This is a genomic window from Flammeovirga sp. SJP92 (genome assembly GCF_001583495.1).
Classification (GTDB): Bacteria; Bacteroidota; Bacteroidia; order Cytophagales; family Flammeovirgaceae; genus Flammeovirga.
This window is the reverse complement of record NZ_LQAQ01000015.1, coordinates 152,586-174,892: the sequence shown is the minus strand read 5'-3', so window position 1 is coordinate 174,892 and position 22,307 is coordinate 152,586. Positions and strand designations below refer to the sequence as shown.

At 34.1% G+C, this 22,307-nt stretch carries 15 protein-coding genes; 5 read left to right on the top strand and 10 right to left on the bottom strand.

What is annotated here, in order from left to right:
* Positions 1-9: 9 nt before the first annotated feature.
* From ruvX to AVL50_RS02035, 4 genes are all read right to left on the bottom strand, one after another.
* Positions 10-426 carry a Holliday junction resolvase RuvX gene (gene ruvX / locus AVL50_RS02050; RefSeq protein ID WP_062614814.1) on the bottom strand — a complete coding sequence of 139 codons (417 nt, stop codon included), beginning with the start codon at positions 424-426 and terminating at the stop codon, positions 10-12.
* Positions 426-776 (bottom strand): arsenate reductase family protein, encoded by a 351-nt coding sequence (locus AVL50_RS02045; RefSeq protein WP_062614813.1) that lies wholly within the window; start codon positions 774-776, stop codon positions 426-428. Before AVL50_RS02045 ends, ruvX begins: the two co-directional genes overlap by 1 nt.
* Positions 776-1,669: a bestrophin family protein gene (locus AVL50_RS02040; RefSeq protein ID WP_062614812.1), complete on the bottom strand. Its 894-nt coding sequence runs from the start codon at positions 1,667-1,669 to the stop codon at positions 776-778. Before AVL50_RS02040 ends, AVL50_RS02045 begins: the two co-directional genes overlap by 1 nt.
* 91 nt (positions 1,670-1,760) lie before the next feature.
* Positions 1,761-2,168 carry a MaoC family dehydratase gene (locus AVL50_RS02035; RefSeq protein ID WP_062614811.1) on the bottom strand — a complete coding sequence of 136 codons (408 nt, stop codon included), beginning with the start codon at positions 2,166-2,168 and terminating at the stop codon, positions 1,761-1,763.
* A gap of 390 nt (positions 2,169-2,558) precedes the next feature.
* Here AVL50_RS02035 and sufC point away from each other — a divergent pair, with 390 nt between their 5' ends.
* Entirely contained in the window at positions 2,559-3,317 is a 759-nt protein-coding gene (sufC, locus tag AVL50_RS02030) for a Fe-S cluster assembly ATPase SufC (RefSeq protein WP_062614810.1), read from the top strand.
* 14 nt (positions 3,318-3,331) lie between these two features.
* The gene (gene sufD, locus AVL50_RS02025; protein ID WP_062614809.1) at positions 3,332-4,627 is read left to right on the top strand and encodes a Fe-S cluster assembly protein SufD; all 1,296 of its coding nucleotides are present in this window, start codon (positions 3,332-3,334) and stop codon (positions 4,625-4,627) included.
* Between the two features lie 74 nt (positions 4,628-4,701).
* Here the strand turns inward: sufD and AVL50_RS02020 are convergent, their stop codons facing one another.
* Positions 4,702-6,891 (bottom strand): glutamine synthetase III, encoded by a 2,190-nt coding sequence (locus AVL50_RS02020; protein ID WP_062614808.1) that lies wholly within the window; start codon positions 6,889-6,891, stop codon positions 4,702-4,704.
* 267 nt (positions 6,892-7,158) lie between these two features.
* On the opposite strand from AVL50_RS02020, the gene AVL50_RS02015 reads away from it, so the two are divergent.
* Positions 7,159-10,296 (top strand): hypothetical protein, encoded by a 3,138-nt coding sequence (locus AVL50_RS02015; RefSeq protein WP_062614807.1) that lies wholly within the window; start codon positions 7,159-7,161, stop codon positions 10,294-10,296.
* Positions 10,297-10,603: 307 nt separating this feature from the next.
* Here the strand turns inward: AVL50_RS02015 and AVL50_RS02010 are convergent, their stop codons facing one another.
* The 5 genes from AVL50_RS02010 to AVL50_RS01990 all read right to left on the bottom strand — a co-directional run bounded on the left by AVL50_RS02010 (position 10,604) and on the right by AVL50_RS01990 (position 21,034).
* Positions 10,604-12,058, bottom strand: a complete 1,455-nt coding sequence (locus AVL50_RS02010) for a rubredoxin (protein ID WP_062614806.1) — start codon at positions 12,056-12,058, stop codon at positions 10,604-10,606.
* Between the two features lie 39 nt (positions 12,059-12,097).
* Positions 12,098-15,607, bottom strand: a complete 3,510-nt coding sequence (locus AVL50_RS02005) for a nitrate reductase (protein WP_062614805.1) — start codon at positions 15,605-15,607, stop codon at positions 12,098-12,100.
* A gap of 359 nt (positions 15,608-15,966) precedes the next feature.
* Positions 15,967-16,653: a response regulator transcription factor gene (locus AVL50_RS02000; protein WP_062614804.1), complete on the bottom strand. Its 687-nt coding sequence runs from the start codon at positions 16,651-16,653 to the stop codon at positions 15,967-15,969.
* A 57-nt stretch (positions 16,654-16,710) separates the two neighbouring features.
* Positions 16,711-18,504, bottom strand: coding sequence for an ATP-binding protein (locus AVL50_RS01995; RefSeq protein WP_062614803.1), 1,794 nt, complete (start codon positions 18,502-18,504; stop codon positions 16,711-16,713).
* Positions 18,505-18,601: 97 nt separating this feature from the next.
* Complete coding sequence (locus AVL50_RS01990) at positions 18,602-21,034, bottom strand: ATP-binding protein (RefSeq protein WP_062614802.1); 2,433 nt, start codon at positions 21,032-21,034, stop codon at positions 18,602-18,604.
* Positions 21,035-21,207: 173 nt separating this feature from the next.
* Here AVL50_RS01990 and AVL50_RS01985 point away from each other — a divergent pair, with 173 nt between their 5' ends.
* Entirely contained in the window at positions 21,208-21,801 is a 594-nt protein-coding gene (locus AVL50_RS01985) for a HupE/UreJ family protein (RefSeq protein WP_062614801.1), read from the top strand.
* 4 nt (positions 21,802-21,805) lie between these two features.
* A complete protein-coding gene (locus AVL50_RS01980) occupies positions 21,806-22,288 on the top strand; it encodes a hypothetical protein (RefSeq protein WP_062614800.1) in 483 nt (160 codons plus the stop codon).
* The last annotated feature ends 19 nt before the right edge of the window (positions 22,289-22,307 follow it).

Here is a 22,307-nt window from a genome sequence, read left to right as displayed (position 1 = left end):
CTAAATTTTCTAAATGCTATTTTGTTCTAAATAAGATTGCAAGATAATAGCAGCGCTAATTTTGTCTACGTTTCCTTTGACTCTACGGTCTTTCTTTTTCATACCGCCAGCAATCATTGACGCTTCAGCCATTTTGGAAGTAAAACGTTCGTCTACAAAATGCACCATTTTATCAGGGAAGTTCTTTTTTAGTTTGTTGGCAAAAGATTGAGCAGGCTTAGTATTGTCTGTTTCTTTTCCATCAAGCCCAACAGGCAGTCCCATTACAAAACACTCTACATCTTCTTTATTGATATAATCTTTGATGTATTGCATTGCCACATTGGTTTGAACTGTTTCTAATGAAGATGCGATGATCTTAAGTGGATCAGTGACTGCAAATCCAGTTCTTTTTGTACCATAATCAATTGCCAAAATTCTTCCCATTACACTAAAGCTTCTTTTGCTTTTTCTACTTCTTTTTTACTATTACCTACAAAGATCTTATTATTTGCAATAATAACAGGTCTTTTTAAAAAAGAATACTCTTGAAGTATTAACGATTTATAATCATTCTCAGATAAATCCTTTTCATGCAGTCCCATAGGTCTGAACTGTCTAGATCTTCTACTGAAAAGAGCCTCATATGATCCTGTTAAGGCCTGCATCTCTTCAATTTGCTCTTCAGTGATTTTTTCTGTTTTGATATCTTGATAAACATCAAATTTTTCTTTTCCAATCTCCTCAATAATTCTTTTGCAAGTTGAGCAAGTGGATAGGTGATATATTTTTACCATTATGGATTGTACGTTGAATATTCAGTTGATTTGAATTGAATTTCCTGAATATTATTATAAATATTTTGAGCAATCTTATCTGTTGGTAAGTCATTAGGGTCAGTGCCAAATGGCTCTTCAATTTCCTCCGATATTGTTACAATACTCATTGCAACATAATAAACCATTACTACTGCAAGAATGGTCCACCAACCTAATGTATCTATTAAACCAAATGGAATAATAATAGCATATACCCAAATATAAAGTCTTAATAAAAAAGTATGTGACTCAGGCATTGGAGTGTTTTTAATTCTCTCACATTTACCCATTATGTCAATCAGTTCGTCACTATTTTCAATTAATTTTAAGAATTGAAAATCTGTGATGTCACCTCTATTAAGAGCGATTTTTAGTTTCTCTTGAATATATGAATTCACTGCATTAGGAACATGATCCCATCTCTTTAATTCATTCAATAATTTTTCACCTACAAATTCAATCTCACTAAAAACAACACCGTCTCTCAAATGTTCCTTCAAAACATATGGAAAAGAAGCGATCAATTTCATTAGGTCTTTCTTTTCATCACTATCACTCAACATTGAATGTACTTGAAGTGCATAATTTCTGGATGTATTCACTAATCCGCCAAGTACTTTTCGTGCTTCCCACCATCGGTCATATGCAGTATTATTTCTGAATACTAATAAAATACCTAAGATGGCACCCATTAATCCCGGAAGTGAGAAGTTCATACCAATATCAAAATGTTTGAACTCATGAATGGCACATAATATTGTTGTTGGAATAGTTATCCATATTAAATCCAGTGCTAGTTGCTTTAACAGGTATCCTTTATAATTGAATATCCCATAAAGAGTGGTATTTCTAAATTTGTTAATTTTAGGCATAGTCGAAAAAAATTGAATGAAAAATTTTAATAAAGAGTAATATTTATTCGAAAGTTCTAGTCAAAGGAAAAACAATAAGATAAGGGGTTGGTTATGCAATCAGTTCCTTATGCATGATTTTAGCTTCACCTTTTACTAATACTTTTTTATTTGCAATAGAGGTAATTATAGTTTTTATGATAGCTGTTTTTCTTCTAGTATCAATGTCTGTGATTTCAAAACTTGCTTCATATTCTTCTTCTACGAACATAGGTCTAAGAAAATCCATTTGCTGGGATAAATAAACTGACCCATTGCCAGGGAATTCAGTTCCCAAAACCCTAGAAAAAATACTAGCAGACAGAAAACCGTGCATGATTGGTTTCTTGAAAGGAGTCTTTGAAGCAAACTCTTCATCAATGTGAATAGGGTTGGTGTCTCCTGTTAATTCTGCAAAGGCATTCACTTGCTCCTGAGTAAAACTAAAGTTTGTAACGTAGTTATCTCCAATTGAAAGCATAATTTTATGATTAAATGTCTAAATATAATTGTAAATAAACTTAAAATGATGATAAAAATCTTCAAATTAGACGAAAAATATTAACTTTGTACCGCTGATGAAAACTAAAATGATTCCGATCATTGCAAAAGTTCTCGTCACATTTGGTTTGATTTAAATTTTTTTCATTTTCATATTTACAGGACTAAAGGTAATGTCTGTGGCGTTACCTTTTTTCATGAAAAAATTTATGCAAAAGTAGCAGGATAATTCGTAAATATGTTCCTATTTAAAAAAATTCTAAATAAATTTGCAAGCCGAATTAAGCTACTACTTTTATAAGTAAAAACAATAGTATACTATCGGTAGTTATAGTAAACAAATTTTCGATTAATAAAATCATAAAGAAATATGTTGAAGATCAACGATCTGAAATCTTCGATTGAAGACAAAGAGATTCTTAAAGGGATTAATTTAGAGATTAAACCAGGCGAAGTACATGCGATCATGGGACCTAACGGTTCTGGAAAAAGTACTTTAGCTTCTGTTTTAGCCGGTAGAGAGGATTACGAAGTAGAAGGTGGTGAGGTTGATTTTGATGGTGAGGATTTGTTAGAAATGGCACCTGAAGTAAGAGCACAGAAAGGACTTTTCTTAGCATTTCAATATCCAGTAGAAATCCCTGGTGTTAGTAATACTAACTTCTTGAGAACAGCCGTAAATGAAGTGAGAAAAGCAAGAGGTGAAGAACCTTATAATGCAGCCAACTTCATGAAAGAAATGAAAGAGAAGATGCAAATCGTTTCTATTGATAAATCATTAATGGGTAGATCTTTAAATGAAGGTTTCTCTGGTGGTGAGAAGAAAAGAAACGAGATTTTCCATATGGCAATGCTTGATCCTAAGTTAGCAATCCTTGACGAGACTGATTCAGGTTTGGATATTGACGCGTTAAGAATTGTAGCAAATGGTGTGAATACTTTACGTGATGGCAACCGCTCATTTGTTGTAGTAACTCACTACCAAAGATTACTAGATTATATTGTTCCTGATTTTGTACACGTATTATACAAAGGAAAAATTGTGAAATCAGGTACGAAAGAACTTGCTCTTGAATTAGAAGAGAAAGGTTACGATTGGATCATCCAAGAAGTGGAAGGTCAAAACTAATCCCCTTTAGAAAGATGAGTATAGTAATTGAAAATGCTGCATTAAAAAATAATGCACTGTCATATATTGAAGATACAATTGAAAAAGTTCCTGCTTTGGTTCAACTAAGAACTGAAGCGGCTGAAACTTTTGCATCTTCAGATTTTCCTTCTATTCAACATGAAGAATGGAAGTACACTAACATCAAAAAGTTAGTAAGCAATACTTATTCTTTTTCTAATGACGTAAATGTTACCGCATCAGATATTCAAGAGTATTTGATTGAAGGTACTGATGTAATGGTATTTGTAAACGGTGTTTATAATGCTTCATTGTCATCTTTTACATCAACAGAAAAAGTAATCGTAGCACCTTTAAGTGAAGCAATTGAAAAGCATCAAGACTTAGTGTTAGCCCACTTAGGTAAATATGCCGATAACTCTTTGCCTTTCGTAGGTGTGAATACAGCTTCAGTAGTTGAAGGTGGTTTTGTTTATGCAAAAAGAAATGCATTGTCTGAAACACCTTTAATGTTCTTGAATGTTGTTTCAGGTGATAATATTGTTGTTCAGCCAAGAGTTTTGGCAATTCTTGAAGAAGGTGCTCAAGCAAGTATCATTGAAAGAAATGCTGTAATCAATGGTGATTCAGTGTTGATCAATAGTGTTGCTGAAGTTAATGTTGCAGAAAGAGCTAACTTGAGTCATTTAAAACTTCAGGATGAGGTTGAGAATACTTCTTTAGTGACACTTTCTGAAGCACAACAAGCTGACAATAGTGTTTACCATAATATTACTATCACCACTGGTGGTCATATTGTAAGAAACAACTTGAATATTGCTTTAGGTGAGCACTGTGAAGGTTTAATGACAGGTTTATATCTAGTGAAAGGTAAAACTTTGGTAGATAACCATACAATGGTAGACCATAAAATGCCAAATTCATACAGTAATGAATTATATAAAGGTATTTTGTCAGAAAAATCAAAAGGTGTTTTCAACGGTAAAATCTTTGTAAGAGAGGATGCTCAAAAAACAAACGCATTCCAATCGAACAAAAATATTTTATTATCTCAAGATGCAGTTGTGGATACAAAACCACAGTTAGAAATCTGGGCTGATGATGTTTCTTGCTCTCATGGATGTACAGTAGGTGCTCTTGATGAAGAGCCAATGTTCTATTTAAGAGCTAGGGGTATTCCAGAAGACAAAGCTAGAGGTTTGTTAATCTATGCTTTTGCTGGTGACGTTATCGAAAAGATCTCTAATGATAATGTAAGAGCACTAGTAGAGAAAATTGTAGCAACAGAAATGGGTTATGATTTAATCTAAGCTAGAAAAGTTTATAAGTAAAAAGCGGAATACTTCATTTTGAGGTATTCCGCTTTTTTGTTGTGTAGTTGGTATTATCTTAAAAATAATAACTCCCTGTATTTTGGTAATGGCCACATTTCGTCGTCAATCATTGTTTCCAATTTGTCGACATGCCATCTCAATTCCTCAAAATATTTCTCCTTGATTTCATCACAGTAAGCAATCGCTTTCTCCTCAGTACTTTCAATTGCATTGATTCGCTTACGTTCCTGTGTCATCTCATGACTCAGTTTTTTTACTTGAGTAAGGTGTTTAGATACTTTTCGGATGGAGTTCATGATTTCTTCTGTCTCATCTTCAAGTCCAATATCCCTTAAACCTTTTACATTGTCAATCAACATATTTTGATATCGAATTGCAGTTGGACAAATATGATTCAAAGCAAGATCAGCCATTACTCTAGATTCGATTTGCATCTTTCTAGTATAATTTTCTAAACGAATTTCATGACGGGCAAAAAGCTCAGCTTGAGTCATGATTTTCATTCTCTTAAATAGGCGGGAAGTAGCAGCTTTTTTCAGTACTTGTAAAGCTCTTGGGGTATCTCTAAAGTTAGAAAGACCTCTTCTTTTTGCTTCCTGTACCCATTCTTCACCATAGCCATTACCTTCAAATACAACCTTTTTAAGTGAAGGGATATAAGATCTAAGAATGTCAATAATTGCAACTTCTTTCTTTTCGTCTTGCTCAATCAGCTTGTCAACTTCACGTTTGAAGAGCTCCAATTGATTGGCTACAGCCACATTCAAAACAGTCATTGCTCTAGCATTATTTGCATTAGAACCTACAGCTCTAAATTCAAATTTATTTCCGGTAAAAGCAAAAGGAGAAGTTCTGTTTCGGTCTGTATTATCTAAAAGAATTGGAGGTATTTTATTGATACCTAATTTCATATAGATATTATCTCCTTTCTTTACCTTAATATCACCATTATTTTCTAACTCAGTCAATACATTGTATAACTGTGTACCAATAAATGCAGAAATAATTGGAGGTGGAGCTTCATTAGCACCTAAACGATAATCATTACTAGCGGATGCAATCGAAGCTCTTAAAAGATCTGCATTATCATAAACAGCTTTTAAAATGTTGATAAAGAATGTGATAAAGATTAAATTTTCCTTCGCTTTAGTACTAGGTTGTAATAGGTTTTTACCTTTATCTGTCAGTAATGACCAGTTATTGTGTTTTCCACTTCCATTTAACCCTTCAAATGGCTTTTCATGAAATAATACTCTGAAATTATGACGAGAAGCTACTTTTCTCATCAAATCCATCAATAATTGATTATGGTCATTGGCGACATTCACTTCTTCAAAAATCGGTGCAACCTCAAATTGACTAGGAGCAACCTCATTGTGGCGTGTTTTGATTGGAATACCTAACTTGTAAGCTTCAATTTCTAAGGCCTGAAGAAATCTTGAAACCCTAGAAGGAATTGCACCAAAGTAGTGGTCATCTAATTGCTGTCCTTTTGGAGGAGTTCTACCAAATAAAGTTTTTCCTGTCAATAAAATATCAGGTCTAGCATCAGCTAACGCTTTATCAATCAAGAAAAACTCCTGTTCAGTGCCTAAAGTAGCTTGAACTTTTTCTATACTTCTATCAAAAATCTGACATACAGCAGTAGCAGTTTTGTCAATTTGCTCCAAAGCCTTTAATAGGGGAGCTTTATTGTCAAGTGATTCACCTGTATAAGATACAAAAACAGTAGGGATACATAACGTTTTACCTTTGCCGCTTTCAATGATAAAAGCAGGTGAGGTAGGGTCCCATGCAGTATAGCCTCTTGCTTCAAAAGTTTGTCTCAGTCCTCCACTTGGGAAGGAAGAAGCATCAGGTTCTTGTCTCACCAATGCACTTCCTTTGAAACGTTCGATAGCTGTGCCATCGTTGGTCATTTCAAAAAAGGCATCATGTTTTTCTGCTGTAGATCCCGTAAGAGGTTGGAACCAGTGTGTATAATGGGTTACTCCTTTGGAGATAGCCCATGCTTTTAGTGATGTCGCTACAGCGTCAGCAACATTTTCATCAATTTGTTCTCCTTTATGGATAGCATTTTGTAATCTGGTATAGATGTCAGTCGAAAGTTGTTCTTTCATGACATGTAAACCAAAAGTATTTATACCGAAATAGTCTGAAACTTTTTCGCTTGGTGGGGTAACATTTATAGGTTGTCTTAGTTCAACCACTTTTAAAGCATCAAAACGCTGTTTAGCCATACTTTGATATTTATTATTTTTATTTCACTTCTAAAAGTAAAAATACGTTTTTTTTGTTATATTCTTTTTTTTATAACACATAAAATATATGTTAGATTTAATCACTTTAAAAAACAGTTTGTGATAAAGGTGATTAACATACTTGGTATGTTCTTTGATTAATCATTACCTATTGACGAAATATATTAATTTTATAGTCGTTAATAAGGTATATAGAGAGATTTTTGATGAGTGTCGTAGCACTTACATCCCCATAATAGAGCTTCTATGAAGAGTTTTTTACTAAGTTGTATATTTTTATTTATTACTCAAATTTGTTGGTCGCAGTCTGTCTCTGGATCTATTTCTGTCGATGGTGGTTTAGAGGTGACCAATGATCCTGAAGGAAGAGTTCAGCTAAGAATAAAATCACAAAACGCGACACATATGAAAATAAGTCGCGATGAGAGTTTTAGAGGAGTTGTTTGGGAAAGAGTAAATTGGGAGAAATCAGATTATTCAATAATCAGAAGAGGTGAAGGTGATGGAGTGAAAACTATTTACGCCATTTTTAAAGATGAAGATTCAGGTAATGTATCTGAAGTAGCTTCACTTATTATTGAATTAGATAGAACACCTCCTCAAAATCCAGAAATAGCAATTAATGGAGGTTTGTTGTTTACAAACAACAAAAAACGTACAGTTTCTCTGTTTTTGTCAGCTGAAGATGCTTATCAGATGAGAATTGCTAATAGACCTGATTTTATCGGTAAACAGTGGGGAACATATCAACAAAGAGTAGACAATTATAAACTTCCAGGTCTTGATGGTGAAAAGGAAGTTTTTGTTCAGTATAGAGATGTGGCTGGTAATGAAACTCAAATTATTAGTGCTAAAATAACTATAGATACAACTCCTCCAACTGAAGGGAAGATGAAAATTAATGACGGAGAAAAATTCTTGAAAGACTCTGTTGTAACATTACATTTTTATGCTCAAGGAGCTTCTCATATTCAGATCCGTGGAGGAGATGGATGGATTGATTACGCAGAAGAAGTGCAGTGGACTTTATCTCCTGGAGATGGTGAAAAGGTAGTATATGCCCGTTTTAGAGATGAAGTAGGGAATTATTCCAAAATTGTTTCAGCAAGAGCAATTGTAGATAGAGTACCACCAAGATTTGGTAGAGTGATTATTGACGATGGTCGTAAATTTATCGATAATCACGCAAGACATAAACTACAGTTGATTATTCAGGGAGCCTCAGAAATGAAGGTTTCTAATAAGGAAGATTTCAGTGATGCAGAGTGGATTCCATATTCGTCTATTGTGCCAGTATGGAACTTTCCAATTGGTGACGGAGAAAAAACAGTCTATGTTAAATTCCGTGATAGAGCAAAGAATGAATCTGAAGTTTATACTTCATCGGTAATGCTGGATGCAACACCTCCTCAAAATCCTAAAGTTGATATTTATTCAGAAGGTATTGTTCAAGATACAGCCAATAACGTAAAGCTATTAAAAGATATAAAGCATGTAGTTGATTTGAAAATCAAGGCAGATGATGCACGTTTTATGATGATTTCAAATCAGCAGACTTTCTTTGGATCACGATGGATGGTTTACAAAGAAGATCATAAAAATTGGAAACTTTTAAGCGGAGAAGATGGTATTAGAACGGTTTATGTGAAATTTATGGACCGTGCTAAAAACGTATCTGAAGTCGCTTTTGATAGAATTCTAATAGATACTGAAGCACCTGTTGGTGGTAAAGTAGCTATTGATAATAATAAGGAATACAGTATAGATAAAGAGAAAAATGTGAATTTGAAGCTTTTTGCTAGAAAGGCTGATTTTATGCAGGTAAGTAATGATCCTACATTTTTGGATTCTGAATGGGAACCTTACAATGTGATCAGAAAATGGAAGCTAGATGGAAATGATGGAGTAAAAACTGTTTTTGCTCGATTTAAAGACTTGGCAGGAAATGTTTCAGAGCCTGTTTCAGATAACATTATTCTTGATACAAAGCCTCCATTTAACTGCTCAATTGTAGTGAAAAATCATAAGGAAGGAGTGGTAAACCACCCTGATGCAATTGCATTAGTAAGAGTAAATGCTGAGGATGCAATAAAAATGCAGATCAGTAACCACCCTAATTTCGAGAAAATTAGATGGATCGGTTATTCTGAATATAATATTCCATGGAGACTTCCAGGTGAGGATGGTGTAAAGGAGATTTATACAAGATTTATGGATGAAGCAGGAAATATTTCTGATACATATTCTGTAAATGTCACTTTGGATAGAACACCTCCAGTTGAAGGAAATGTTGAAATTGTAGAGGCACAAGACAAGTTGATTAACTTGGAGGAGGTAACTCTGAATATTTCTGCAAAAGGAGCTAAAACGATGCGTCTTTCTTCAAGATCTGATTTCAAAGGTGCTGAATGGGAAAATTATGCTACTTCTAAAAAGTGGAAATTCCCTCCAGGTGATGGTTTGAAATTCGTTTATGTAATTTTCAAAGATGAAGTTGGAAACATTTCTAGACCGACTTATGTTTCGGTAGGTGTAGATACAGATGCTCCAAGAGAAGGTTCAATCTTGATTGGTCAAGGTGAAAAATACTGTACTGATTATGATGCTAGAGTGAGATTGAAGTTAAATGCGAGAGGTGCTACAAAAATGATGATCTCTAACAATAAGGACTTTGAAGGTGCAGAATGGCAGAAATTTAAGTACTATATCTACGATCATTACTTGGAAGCACAAGAAGATGGAGAGAAAACAGTTTATGCAAAATTCAAGGATGATGCAGAAAACGTAACTTCTCCTGTGTCTGCAAGTATCTTACTGGACCGTCAAGAGCCAGTAAATGAGAAGTTGATTATCAACAATGGAGAAGAATATACTAATGATAAAACAGGTCGAGTGCAGTTAGAAATCTTTGCTGAAGGTGCCACTGAAATGAAAGTGACCAATGATAGATACTTTAAAACAAGAATCGATTGGGAACCTTATGGAACAAGTAAAGATTGGGTAATTAAGCACAGTACTGACGGAGAAAAATATGTATATGTGAAGTTTAGAGATGAAGCAGGTAATGAATCGATGATTACAGAAACCAAAATTATCTTAGATACTACACCTCCAATTCCAATGTTTGTGAAAATTGAAAATGGAAAAACAGCTGTAGATTCTCCAACGGTTAATATCACAACAAAGGCGAGAGAAGCAGTTTATATGATGGTGTCCAATTCGCAAGATTTTAAAGGAGGTATTTGGAGACCATATTCTGAGAAGTTTACTTGGAACTTAGAGCCTGGAGCTGGTATTAAGAGAGTCTTTATTAAGTTTAAAGATAATTCTCAAAATGTTTCAGACTTCAAATTTGCTGAGACAACTTTATATGAAGGAAATTAATATTTAGAATATTTCGATAAGAAAGCCCGCATTAATTGTGGGCTTTTTTAATGCCTAGCTTTTATGACTTTACTGAATTATAGGATGTGCTTTATGATTTCAATTAAACCAAAACTGAATTTGTATATTCATTACATCGTTCTACCTTTAATAGTTTAGGTGGTTAAGCTTGCAGAAGAAATATTACTTCATCGTTTTGTGAGAGACGCAATTAGTAAGAGTATTTTAACAATAAAAAAGCCTACAATTACTGTAGGCTTTTCGTTGCATATATAATTATTCGTATTTAGTTTAGTGCGATTACATTTTATGACTGAGGCATTTCTATCTCGACAAAGTCTTCTTTAGGTCCCTCACAAGTAGGGCAACAGAATGAACTTGGAAGGAATTCAAACCTAGTGTTCTCAGGAATTCCTTCTTCAGGCATTCCCATGCTCTCATCATAGATACTCAAACAGTTTTGACACTGGAATACACTTACAGTGGTCGAGGCCAACTTCTTCTTTGGTTCATCCACATCATAATTACTATTATCTAGGTTCTCATAATAAAGATGACTCAATTCAATTAAAATAGGAGGTATAGCTTCTTTTGGAATTCTTTTCACAAAAGGAATGTACTTCGGTTCATTACAATTGAAATCTTTTGCGTAAAGAACATTATAGGTATTTTCCCTTGTAGAAGAAGGAACACTCTCAATAACAACCGAAGTGAAAAGAATTACAGGCTTTGTCTTGATTGTAAATGTAAGACCGTAAGTACTAATATCTTGCTTATCTAAAGCTCTTACTAAGTACTTTTTAAGCTCTAGGGCTTCTCTATCTAACACAGGTAAATGCCAATTTAACTCTAAAGATGAGTGCCTAACATTAATACCAAACTTTCCTAATAGCTTTTCCCAGATAATGATATGCTTACTATCAATACCTTTTACAATGAACGATTTCCAAGGTGTAATGGTAATTTTACCAATATTGGTTTTAAGACATACTTCGCATAATTCTTTAAGGAATGGAATATCAAAACTATTATTTCTCCAATATAGCCCTAACCAATATTTACCACTCAACATACGATGCATTCCTTCATAATAAGGAAACGGTCCAGTGGGTAAAACTAGGGACTCACTTTTAGCAATAGTATTAATGTCAAGTGTACTGACAATGGTCTTCCAAACTTTTGAACTATTAATTGATTTGCCAGGTGCATGAAGTCCTTCAAAAGCTTTTACAACTTTAGCAATGTCATAATTGTAAATTAAACTAGGACACTCCCAAAGTACCTCTGCATGTTCTTCTTCACGTATAAATAAGTACCAATACCCTTCTTTCTCAGAAGCGATAAAGTTAAGATGACCTGTGAACAATGGCACCATTGTTTGTGCTGGGTCAGTAATGTTAACTTTTAATTTTGGTTGGAAGTCAAATGTATCAAGAATATAATGATACGTATGAGCGGCTAACCAGCGTGTACTTGGAATAACATCCAAAGCCACGTAAGAGGTTACAATATTTTGAAATTGCTCTCCATCACAATCAAAAGTGGTTTTAATAGACTCAAAAGTTTCCTTTAATTTAGGTCTACTGATTTTTGGTGGAGCAAAAAGAATATCTTGTCGAGATCCAAAATGAATATGATCTACTTCTAATTCTTCAGCAACTTGTATTATCTTAAGAAAATCACCAGGAGATGAGATGCCACCCTTTATGAAAATTCTTACTAAATCTTCTTTCTCTAATGTTTGTTCTAATTGTTCGATCATACTATATGGAGTTTTGAAGTAAGCTAAAGTTGTTTACTCCTATAAAGTAACTAATTTTTCAGCGTTGTTTTTCAACATTTCTTGAAGTTCAGTTTTACAACTGCCACAACCAAGTCCTGCACCGGTTTTTTCACAAAGTGTATTTAAAGAAGTACATCCTCCATCAATAGCATTTTGAAGGTTTCCGCTACCCACATTTGCACAAGAACAAACCACTTCACCTATTAAAGGTTCAGCATCACTCTTGCCTCTTAACAACTCACTTCTACGACTACCTAGTTCCGTTTCCATTTCAATGAGCTTCTTATAATCAGCAAATTCAGCCTTATCACCTAATAAGATGGTACCAACTAACTTATCATCTTTAATGATACATTTTTTATAGAACGCTTCTGCTTTATCAAGCAAAATTACTTCTTCATAGCTTCTGTCTTTAGGTGGAATATCAATCACACCAAGAGAACATAAACTGAGGTCAGAGAATTTCAAGATATTCATTGGTAATGTACCGCTGTAGCGACTTAATAAATCGCCAGAAATAAAGCGAGCACATGTATCAGCTTGTTCCTCAGCACCAGCGGTAGTACCATTTAACTGACCATTGAATTCTGCAATTTCACCCATTGCAAAGATATCAGGATCGGAAGTTTGAAGGTATTCATTGATTGTAATACCTCTTGAAGTTTTTAAGCCTGCTTCTTTACCAATTTCTGTATTTGGTCGAGTACCAATAGCATAAACGATGGCATTACTTTCTATTGTTCTACCACCTTTTAGCTTTGCTTTGTATAGCTTTTCTCCTTGTTTCTCTATAGTTTGAACTTGATCATTGAGTAATACTTCAATGCCTTTGTCTTCACAGTGGTGAAGTAATAGTTCTGAAGCAGTAGGGTCAAGCTGGCGGTCCATTAATCTGTTGGCTAATTGGATGATAGTGACATCAATTTCAATTTCTCTTAGAGAGGCCGCCAATTCTAAGCCTAAAAGACCTCCACCTACAATAATTACTCTTCCGCCTTTATTGTCTAAGTATTGCTTAAGGTTGTCCGCATTTTTCTTATTTCTCATGGTGAAAACACCTTCAAAATGAATTGGAACATCAGCAGGAACAAATGGTCTACTACCTGTAGCAATAATTAATTTGTCGTAATTGTATCTGTCTCCAAATTGATCCACGATTTCTTTATTGTCACGGTCAATGCTTTGGATACTTTTATTAATATGTATTTTAACTCCTAATCGATCGAATTCAGATAATTCATCAAATTTCTGTAAGTCTTTCCATAATAATGTTTCATTTACATATTCAGGTAAAAGTACACGGTTGTAGAATGGGGTACTTTCTTTTGAGAATACCTCAATTTCGTCGTCTTTATTAATACCTCTGTAAGTATGAATGAAACGATAAGCGGCCGCACCTGCTCCGATAATTAGAATTTTATCTTTCTTTTTCTGGAACTTAGCCACTTGAGCAGAAGAAAACTTAAAGTCAGGTTCTTTTGAAATAGGGTCAATTGCATTGGCAGTAAGGTTGTTTGTTCTAGCAAAAATATCATTGCTGATTTTGCCCCAGTGCATTGGCATAAAAATGACACCTTCTTTAATGTCTGTTGTCACAGTGACATTGACTCTACATTCACCTCTTTTTGTAGTGATGACTGCTGTGTCTCCATCTTTCAAACCTCTTTCAGTGGCATCTTTTGGATGCATTTCTAAGAAAGGATCAGAAATATGTTGATTTAATTTATTGACTTTGCCAGTTCTAGTTCTTGTATGCCACTGATCTCTAATACGTCCCGTAGTAAGGATCAACGGCATTTCAGGAGTGAGCAAGTCTGAATTATTTTCTACACCCGAAGTTAAGATTTGAGCTTTCTTATTTGGAGTGTAGAACTGTTTGTCTTCGAATAATCTTTCAGTGCTTTTACCATTGACATAAGGCCATTGAACTGATCTTTCTTTCTTTAAGATGTCATATGTCAATTCAGCAATGTCAATATTTGTACCTTTCGTAAGTAGAGCATGTTCTTTGAAAATATCCTCAGTAGATTGATAATCAAATCCATGGTATCCCATTTTTAGAGCAAAACGGCAGAAGATTTCAGTGTCAGGAAGTGCCTCACCTGGAGCAGGTAATACTCTTTCCAAATGACTTATCCTACGTTCAGAGTTAGTCATTGTACCTTCTTTCTCTAACCATCCAGCAGCAGGTAAAATCAAATCTGCATGTTCAATTGAATCCGCTTTGTTTGAAATATCTTGAACGATAACAAACTTTGCTTTTTTCAATGCTTCCTCTACCAATTTTGAGTTTGGTAAACTTACCATAGGGTTGGTACATACAATCCAAACGGCTTTCATTTCGCCTGAATGTAATGCTTCAAACATTTCAGTTGCTGTTTTACCAGGCTTTTCTTGAATGTGATCTACACCCCAGAAATCAGCAACTTTTTGTCGGTGTTCAGGATTTTTTAAATCATGATGAGCTGCTAAAAGTGAAGCCATACCGCCGACTTCTCTACCGCCCATTGCATTTGGCTGACCAGTCAATGAGAAAGGACCAGAACCCAATTTGCCAATTTGACCTGTTATTAAGTTCAGATTTAATAAAGCAAGGTTTTTATTGGTTCCTTGAGCACTTTGGTTTAGCCCCATTGCCCACATATTGATAAAGCCTTTTGCATTACCAATATATCTAGCAGCAAGTTTTATTTTATCTATTGTTACCCCTGTAATCGCACTAGCTTCTTTCAGAGGTCTACTCATTACTTCTTTTCTGTATTCATCAAAACCGTCCGTATGATTCTTAATGAAATCCCAGTCTAAATCACCTTCCTCAATGATGGCTCTACCAATCGCTTGGTAAAGTACAACATCAGTACCTGGCTTTAATTGTAAATGAAGATCAGCAAGAGCACAAGTTTGTGTCTTTCGAGGGTCTACTACAATTAATTTTGTATCAGGATTTGCTTCCTTATGTGCTTCAATTCTTCTAAATAAGATAGGGTGACACCACGCTGGGTTAGCACCTGCAATTAAAAAGGTGTCAGCATGTTCGATATCTTCATAAGTAATAGGTACAGTATCTTCCCCTAGTGTTTTCACATATCCAACCACTGCACTACTCATACAAAGTCTTGAGTTAGTGTCAATGTTGTTGGTTTGGAAGAAACCTTTGGTGAGTTTGTTTGCTAAATAATATTCTTCAGTAAGACACTGACCAGAGACATACATTCCCACTGAATCAGGTCCATATTTTTTTATGATTGATTTAAACACAGCAGCAGCTCTTGTAAAAGCTGTATCCCAGTCTACTCTTTGCAAGTCATGTTGTTTACTCCATCTCATTTGCGGGTAGAGCAAACGGTCTGAAGTATCTTGAACTACATAATTTAAGTTCATGCCTTTTGAACATAACTTCCCTTTGTTGACTGGATAATTAATATCTCCTTCAACAGTTAATTTGCCTTTTGCATCTTTCTTTACATCTATGCCGCAGCCTACTCCGCAGTAGGAACATGTTGATTTGTATGTTGAGATATTTTTCATATTCTAATTTGCTAAGTTAAAAGTTAGGGCAACAAACTTGTTGCCCTATTTTAAGCATGTGTTTGTTTCAGTGATTGTTTAATATTACTCCATCAAATTGCTTTGAGCAGTAATACGTACAACACGAAAGTAAAAGTAAGTAAAAATACGTAATTGTACGTACTTTTAGTGTGATTTTTTTAAGAAAAACACGTAATTTATAATGAATACAAAAAAATCCCTACTCAGAAATGCTATTTCTAAGTAGGGATTTATATTGTTATAGCTACTGAATAAAGAAAATTAAGTAGTTGTTTCTAAGTACTGCTATTTATTTTTCAATTCAAAAAATGAGAACAAATGGCAGTGTATTAATGTCATTATAATAATTCAGCTTTCAATGAAGCTATTTCATTTACCTTTGCAATTAGTTCTACAGCACTTTTTACCTCCATCTTTTTCATAATGTTAAAACGGTGCGTTTCTACTGTTCTAACACTTTTATTTAAGATACCTGCAATCTCTTTACTGCTTTTACCGTGCACTACGTATTTCAAGATCTCTTTTTCTCTTTTAGTAAGGTCTATTACTGTGTTGCTTTCAGTTGGAGTAGTTTCAGTTGAAGGCTCTGTATTGTGTTTCATATTCAAATACCCTTCTACAAGAACTTTAGAAATATCTCCACTAAAATATTTTTTTCCTTCATGTACTGTCTTAATGGCTTTTAAGAATTCATCACTGCTTGAATCCTTCAACAAATAACCACTAGCACCTTTTTCTGCCGCATCTAATATATATTCGGCATCATCGTGCATTGAAAGAATTAGAACTTTGGTATTAGGGCTGTATTCTTTGATTTTTGAGGCCGCAATAATACCATTCATCACTGGCATTCTTATATCAATCACAAGTACATCTGGATTAAGTTGTTTACATAAATCCAATGCTTCTTGACCATTTGCACCTTCTCCAATGACATTTATTTCGTGGCTGTTTTCCAACAGTAGTTTTATACCATTTCTAACAACAACATGATCATCTGTAAGTACTACTGAAATTTGACTCATTAAAAATTTAATTTGTTGATGTGAGTTATTCTAGTGCAATATATAAAAATTACTTAGTTATTCTCTATTTATAGGTACTTCTACTGAAATTGTTGTGCCGACTTCTAGTTTTGAGTTCACTTCAATGGTTCCGCCTACAAAACCGGCTCTTTCTTCCATGTTCAATAACCCATTTCCACCACCTTGGATCTCAAGGTTTTTCATATCAAAACCTTTTCCATTGTCTTGAATACTGATATAAAGTGCTTCTATATCATGCTCTAAGTTGATTTTAACTTCTTCAGCTTCAGAGTATTTGATGGCATTGTTGACGGCTTCTTGAACAATTCTGTAAATGTTGGTTTCGATATGTCTTTCAAATCTCATATTGAAATCTGTCTTATTATAGAATAGAACAGTAACATCAGAAAGCCTACTGGTCTCATGAGCAAATCTTGTCAACACAGCATTTATACCATAATCACCTAACGTATTTGGAGATAAATTGAAGGAAACTCGTCTTACTTCACGAATTATATTTTTAAGTAATTTTCTAGATTCTTTAATCTTATTAGCAGATGATTTAGTAGAACTTCCATCAAAAGACTCTAAACTGAACTTTAAGGCTGTTAATAACTGACCGATGCCATCATGAATATCTTTTGAAATTCTGCCCCTTTCTTCTTCTTGTCCTTTCAAGATCAATAATGACCGCTCTTTTTGTGTTTCAATATGTTTATCAATCTCTTCCTGATTAATTTCTTTCGACCTTTCTTCTGCTTCTTTATCTTCAGTAATATCTCTGCCTATTAATACAACTGTTGGGTTAGGGCCATGTACCATCGTGATAGTAGCTTCTATCCAAATATAGTCACCTTCACTGTCTGTAAGCTGTAATGTTCCCACCCAAGTTTCCTGACTCAAAGCCGTTTCCAATACTTCTTGAATCATTTCTTTCTTATACCCTTCTGATGTCAACCAATGGAAAATATTTTTAGGATGATCACCATGTTCAACTTTTAGGATTTCCAATAAAGCATCTGATACAAATGAAATCTCACCTGTCTCATCTGCTTTGGCTAGAAGTACATTTAGTGTTTCCTCATTATCTTTTGATTCTGAAAGGAACTGATAAGATTGTCCCAAAGATCTGTAAAGCTGATCAATTTCACTTACCTTATCTTGTGTTTCTCTCTTTGCCTTTTCTAATTCATCAAAAGTCTTTCTAATTCTTCTAGCCGTTGGACGGAATACATACCCCAATTCAAAAAAGAGTAGAACAAGTGTGACAATAAATAAAAGGAGTGATGTATTTTGAATGTCGTCAAGCTTCTTATTAGCATCATCAGAATAGACGCCTACTAACAAGTCCATATTGGTAAGGTAAAATGCTTCATTGGAAAGAACATCATCACTGATATCTGAATTTTCAAAGTTTTTATGCTCTAGAACTTCCTCAACATCGGTAACCATTTTTGAATGAAATACATCAACTTTTTCGTATAGTTCTTTGGCTTTTTTGAAAGAAACAGAATTGTCAATTTCATCATTATATTTCCCCAATTCTTTATGGGCGATTTTCCATTCCTTTAAAGCAGTTTTTAACTCACTTAAATAAGGAGTGCTTTTTTTCTGTTCAAGTAATAAAACACACTTTGTGATTTTTTGACTCAACATTCGTTGCTTACCTGCTTTATTAATAAGGTCAGCATCTGCATTTTGCTTATGTGAGAAAGAGTGAAACACAATTTGTGACACACTTAATAGAAAAATAATGGCAGTAATAGCCGTAAAATATAAGGTCCATAGTTTTTTCAGACTAAGTTGTTCAATTTTAGAGGCTAGTGTAAATGTACTTTTTGCTTGTTCCATATTTCAAGTCCAGTTATAGTAGTAAAAGTAGTTTTGCTTTATAATAAGCACAATCGCATCAGACTAAGGTAAAATAATTTAGCCTTAGTATTTATTCTTATAAATAAGGTAGAGAAACAATGAAGGTAGTTCCTTCATTTTGGTTGCTGATGCATTCTACCTTTCCATCCATGCTATCAACATATTTTTTTACAATTGATAGACCAATACCTGTAGATTTTTCACCACCCGTTGGTTTCGGTCCTAATGTTTGAAACTTCTGATATAATTTTTTCTGATCTTCTTCCGAAAGCCCCGGACCTTGATCTGTGATTTTTACTTGTACAAAATCCTTTATTTTCTCCACATCCACTGTGATTGTCGTTTGAGTAGGGGAGAATTTAATCGCATTGGAAATCAAATTCTCATAAACTTGAATGCTATGTTGTCTGTTTGCTTCAATCAAGCCGTCAGAAAGTAAGTTGTAACTTAATTCGATATTTTTACGCTCTGCTACTCCCGTAAAGTCATTGATTACCTGATCCAAAACTTCTGAAACAGAAAAAATGTCTTTTTCCGCTTCTTTATTGACTTTACTCTCGTTGTTTTCTGAAACCCTGGCATCCAATATCTCTTCAATCATTTTGTTCATTCGATGCATTGCATTCAATGATCCTTCAACACAGAGTTTTTCGTCCTCATCCAAGTTGGTGTCATCTGTATTGAGCATACTTAATAGTGTGATAGAACTTGAAAGTGGATTTCTTAAATCGTGAGCAACAATACTTAATAAGTGGTTTTTATCATTATTAGCATCTTCCAATTCATGATTTTTCTCTTCAATCAATTCTTTTTGCTCAATAATATGATTATTGGCATTTTGAAGTTGTTGTTTTTTATTGTTGATGTTTCTATAGGTCTTCTCGTTTTGCAAAGCAATTCTAATATAGATCGCCAAGTTTCTCAGGAGGTTTAATTGATAGCTGTCAAAAGCATTGGCCTTAAAAGATTGAATTGTGAAGACTCCAATTGGTTTTTTGTGTTTTGCTACTAATGGAATATAAATAATAGACTCCGTATTTTTTCCGGCAATAGGTTGCAAGACTTCTTTCACATAATTACGGTGGTCAGTACTGAATTTCTGAATGAAGAATTCCTTCTTTTGATCAAAGCACATCACTCCTAGACGCATTTTATCATTGATATCAAAAGATTGATCTTTGATGACCTCGTCATGTTCATAAATGTAAGGAAAGTCCAATGACTCTGTTTTCTCATTGTAAAGTGCAATACCAAAAACGGGAGCTTTGATCAACCCGCTGATACTTTTATAAGCTGTCTCAATAATTTCTTCAAGAGCAAGTTTTGAAGTGATGTCTCTGCCAATACTACTTAAATGCTCCAAATCCTTGTATGCTTTTCTTAAAGATTTAGCTTGCTCGTCAATTTCTTGATTTTGAGTTTCAAGCTTTTGGTTCGATCTTTTTACTAGATTATTAAAGTGAAATAAAGTCACGACAAGTAACAGAGTAAGTGATAATGTCACTACTAATATGTTCCTGATCGTATTTTGTTGCGATATTTCAAGTTCTTTTTGAGTAAGTCGCAATAGCCTGATTTCAGATTCAATGGTTAGAAGACCAATTTCTCTTTGTTGATTTCTTAAAGTATCAATCAGTCCGTCTTCTTGAATAGATAAGTCCCATATTAAATCGGTGACTTTGTCTCCAAGATATTTTCGAATCAACTTATTTGTTTCTAATCTAAATTCTTGAGCCTCACTCATTTTGGTAAGTGGAGCAAGCCAAGAAGAATTTTGAGGCAAAGTGATTGCCAAGCCTTCATTTTCTACTTGATAGAAAATTTGTCGGTGAAGTTTTAATCCTTTTGAAAGAGCATAGGCGTAATTAGAAAGCTGAGTATAACCCCACGTGTCATTACCTTCTGCAATAGTACCGATAAGGTCTTCAGAGGTAGCAGTATAAGAATATTCAAGAGCCGGCAGGGTAGTGGTTTTCAGTTTTTGTAAATTTCTTTCAAAAGTGGAGTTTTTTATCGTTACAGCTTGTAAAGATTGTAGAGCATTGTTGAAATTTTCTTGTTTCTGAAATAAGGGTACATTTTCAGAAGAAACAATAATTTCAATGTCAGGCATATAACTAGGTAGGTAATCAATATTCTTTTTTCGTTCAGGAGTGATGGTCACACCCGACATACCAAAGTAACCATCAGGGTTAGTGCTCATTTTTTTGTAAAGCTCATCCCATGATTCTAAGGGCACCCACTTGATGTTGATGACTGCTTTCAGTTCCTTTCTTTGTTTACGAATCAGGTTCGAGAACATTTCGTATTCAATGCCAGCCATTCCACCTGTTGGAAGTGAATAGACAAAAGGTTTATTTTGAATATAATAAACAGTGATATCACCCTTCTTGGTTGTCTTGATTTCTTCCCAGGATGACTGTGCTGTGACCGATAATGAAAGCCCTAAAAAAATTAGAATTAAAAAATACTTAGATATACCCATTGCTCTTTTGAATTGATTCTTCAAAATTATTCAATTCGGATTAAAATATCACACTTTTTTTGGCTTACTATTCACATTCCGTTCAAGAACGGTGGGAAACAGAGTTTTTATTTAAATTTATTGAAACAAATATCTCAATACACTCTTAAATCTGCCTTATATTTGCATTTTTGGACGACGTACAACAAATAGACTTTATGGAATCTTTTGGATTATACCTTCAGCTTGGTTTAGAACATATTACTGATGTCAATGGATATGATCATATCCTTTTTATTTTAGCTTTAATGGCTTCCTTTAATTCCAGTTCTTTAAAGCAAGTATTAATTTTAGTTACAGCATTTACATTAGGGCATTCGGTCACTTTAGCGTTATCCACTTTGGATGTTGTATCTATAGATGCTGATTTGATAGAAACTTTAATTCCAGTCACTATTTTGATTGTATGTATCTCCAATCTTTTCAATTTAGGTCAAGCGAAAGGTTCTCCATCTTATATGAAAGCAAAAAGACCGATCAAAAGATATTATTTTGAAGCAACCATTTTTGGTTTGATCCATGGCTTAGGTTTCTCTAATTATTTAAAATCCTTGCTAGGAAGCGAGGAGCAAATCTGGGAACCACTTTTAGCATTTAATCTTGGGTTGGAAATTGGTCAGGTTATTATTGTTTTAATCTGTTTATTGCTCAATGCCATAATGCTCAGGTTTACAATGTGGCATCAAAGAGACTGGAATTTATTCCTTTCTGGAGGTGCGTTTGTTTCGGCGCTTATCATTTTAGTAAATTAATATCATGAAGAAGAATAAAGTAAATAATAAGGCAATTGTATCTTATCCAAAAACACCTGCTTTTTTTGCATTAGGGTTGTTTGTGTTCATTCTGATTACCATTACAATTGGAACAGTAAGATGGATGAATCTTGGTGGTTTTGAATGGTATAAATTATTATTACTTCTATCCACTTCTTTCATTACATTATTCATGTTTGTAAGAATAATGTTTATCTATAAAACGGTGACTTTCAAAGGAAATATTGTCACAGAGAAGTATCCATTAAGAATAGGTTCTTCTTTTGAAACGGACCTAACTCAGTACCTTCTTTTTTGGGAAGTGAAACAAAAGGCCGTCGGGAAGAAGCAATTTGATGTATTGGTACTTCAAACCAAAATTGGGCAACCTATCATTATCTCGAACAGAGAAATGACAAATTTCACAGAAATTGTGAAGTTTATGGACTCAAAGTTTAAAAAATATCATGTTTCTAAAGTGAAATAGGTGAATTGAGGTATTTTAT

Coding starts and splice junctions, on each gene's coding strand:
- ruvX (WP_062614814.1), bottom strand. CDS start 426: ATGGGAAGAATTTTGGCAATTGATTATGGTACAAAAAGAACTGGATTT.
- AVL50_RS02045 (WP_062614813.1), bottom strand. CDS start 776: ATGGTAAAAATATATCACCTATCCACTTGCTCAACTTGCAAAAGAATT.
- AVL50_RS02040 (WP_062614812.1), bottom strand. CDS start 1,669: ATGCCTAAAATTAACAAATTTAGAAATACCACTCTTTATGGGATATTC.
- AVL50_RS02035 (WP_062614811.1), bottom strand. CDS start 2,168: ATGCTTTCAATTGGAGATAACTACGTTACAAACTTTAGTTTTACTCAG.
- sufC (WP_062614810.1), top strand. CDS start 2,559: ATGTTGAAGATCAACGATCTGAAATCTTCGATTGAAGACAAAGAGATT.
- sufD (WP_062614809.1), top strand. CDS start 3,332: ATGAGTATAGTAATTGAAAATGCTGCATTAAAAAATAATGCACTGTCA.
- AVL50_RS02020 (WP_062614808.1), bottom strand. CDS start 6,891: ATGGCTAAACAGCGTTTTGATGCTTTAAAAGTGGTTGAACTAAGACAA.
- AVL50_RS02015 (WP_062614807.1), top strand. CDS start 7,159: ATGAAGAGTTTTTTACTAAGTTGTATATTTTTATTTATTACTCAAATT.
- AVL50_RS02010 (WP_062614806.1), bottom strand. CDS start 12,058: ATGATCGAACAATTAGAACAAACATTAGAGAAAGAAGATTTAGTAAGA.
- AVL50_RS02005 (WP_062614805.1), bottom strand. CDS start 15,607: ATGAAAAATATCTCAACATACAAATCAACATGTTCCTACTGCGGAGTA.
- AVL50_RS02000 (WP_062614804.1), bottom strand. CDS start 16,653: ATGAGTCAAATTTCAGTAGTACTTACAGATGATCATGTTGTTGTTAGA.
- AVL50_RS01995 (WP_062614803.1), bottom strand. CDS start 18,504: ATGGAACAAGCAAAAAGTACATTTACACTAGCCTCTAAAATTGAACAA.
- AVL50_RS01985 (WP_062614801.1), top strand. CDS start 21,208: ATGGAATCTTTTGGATTATACCTTCAGCTTGGTTTAGAACATATTACT.
- AVL50_RS01980 (WP_062614800.1), top strand. CDS start 21,806: ATGAAGAAGAATAAAGTAAATAATAAGGCAATTGTATCTTATCCAAAA.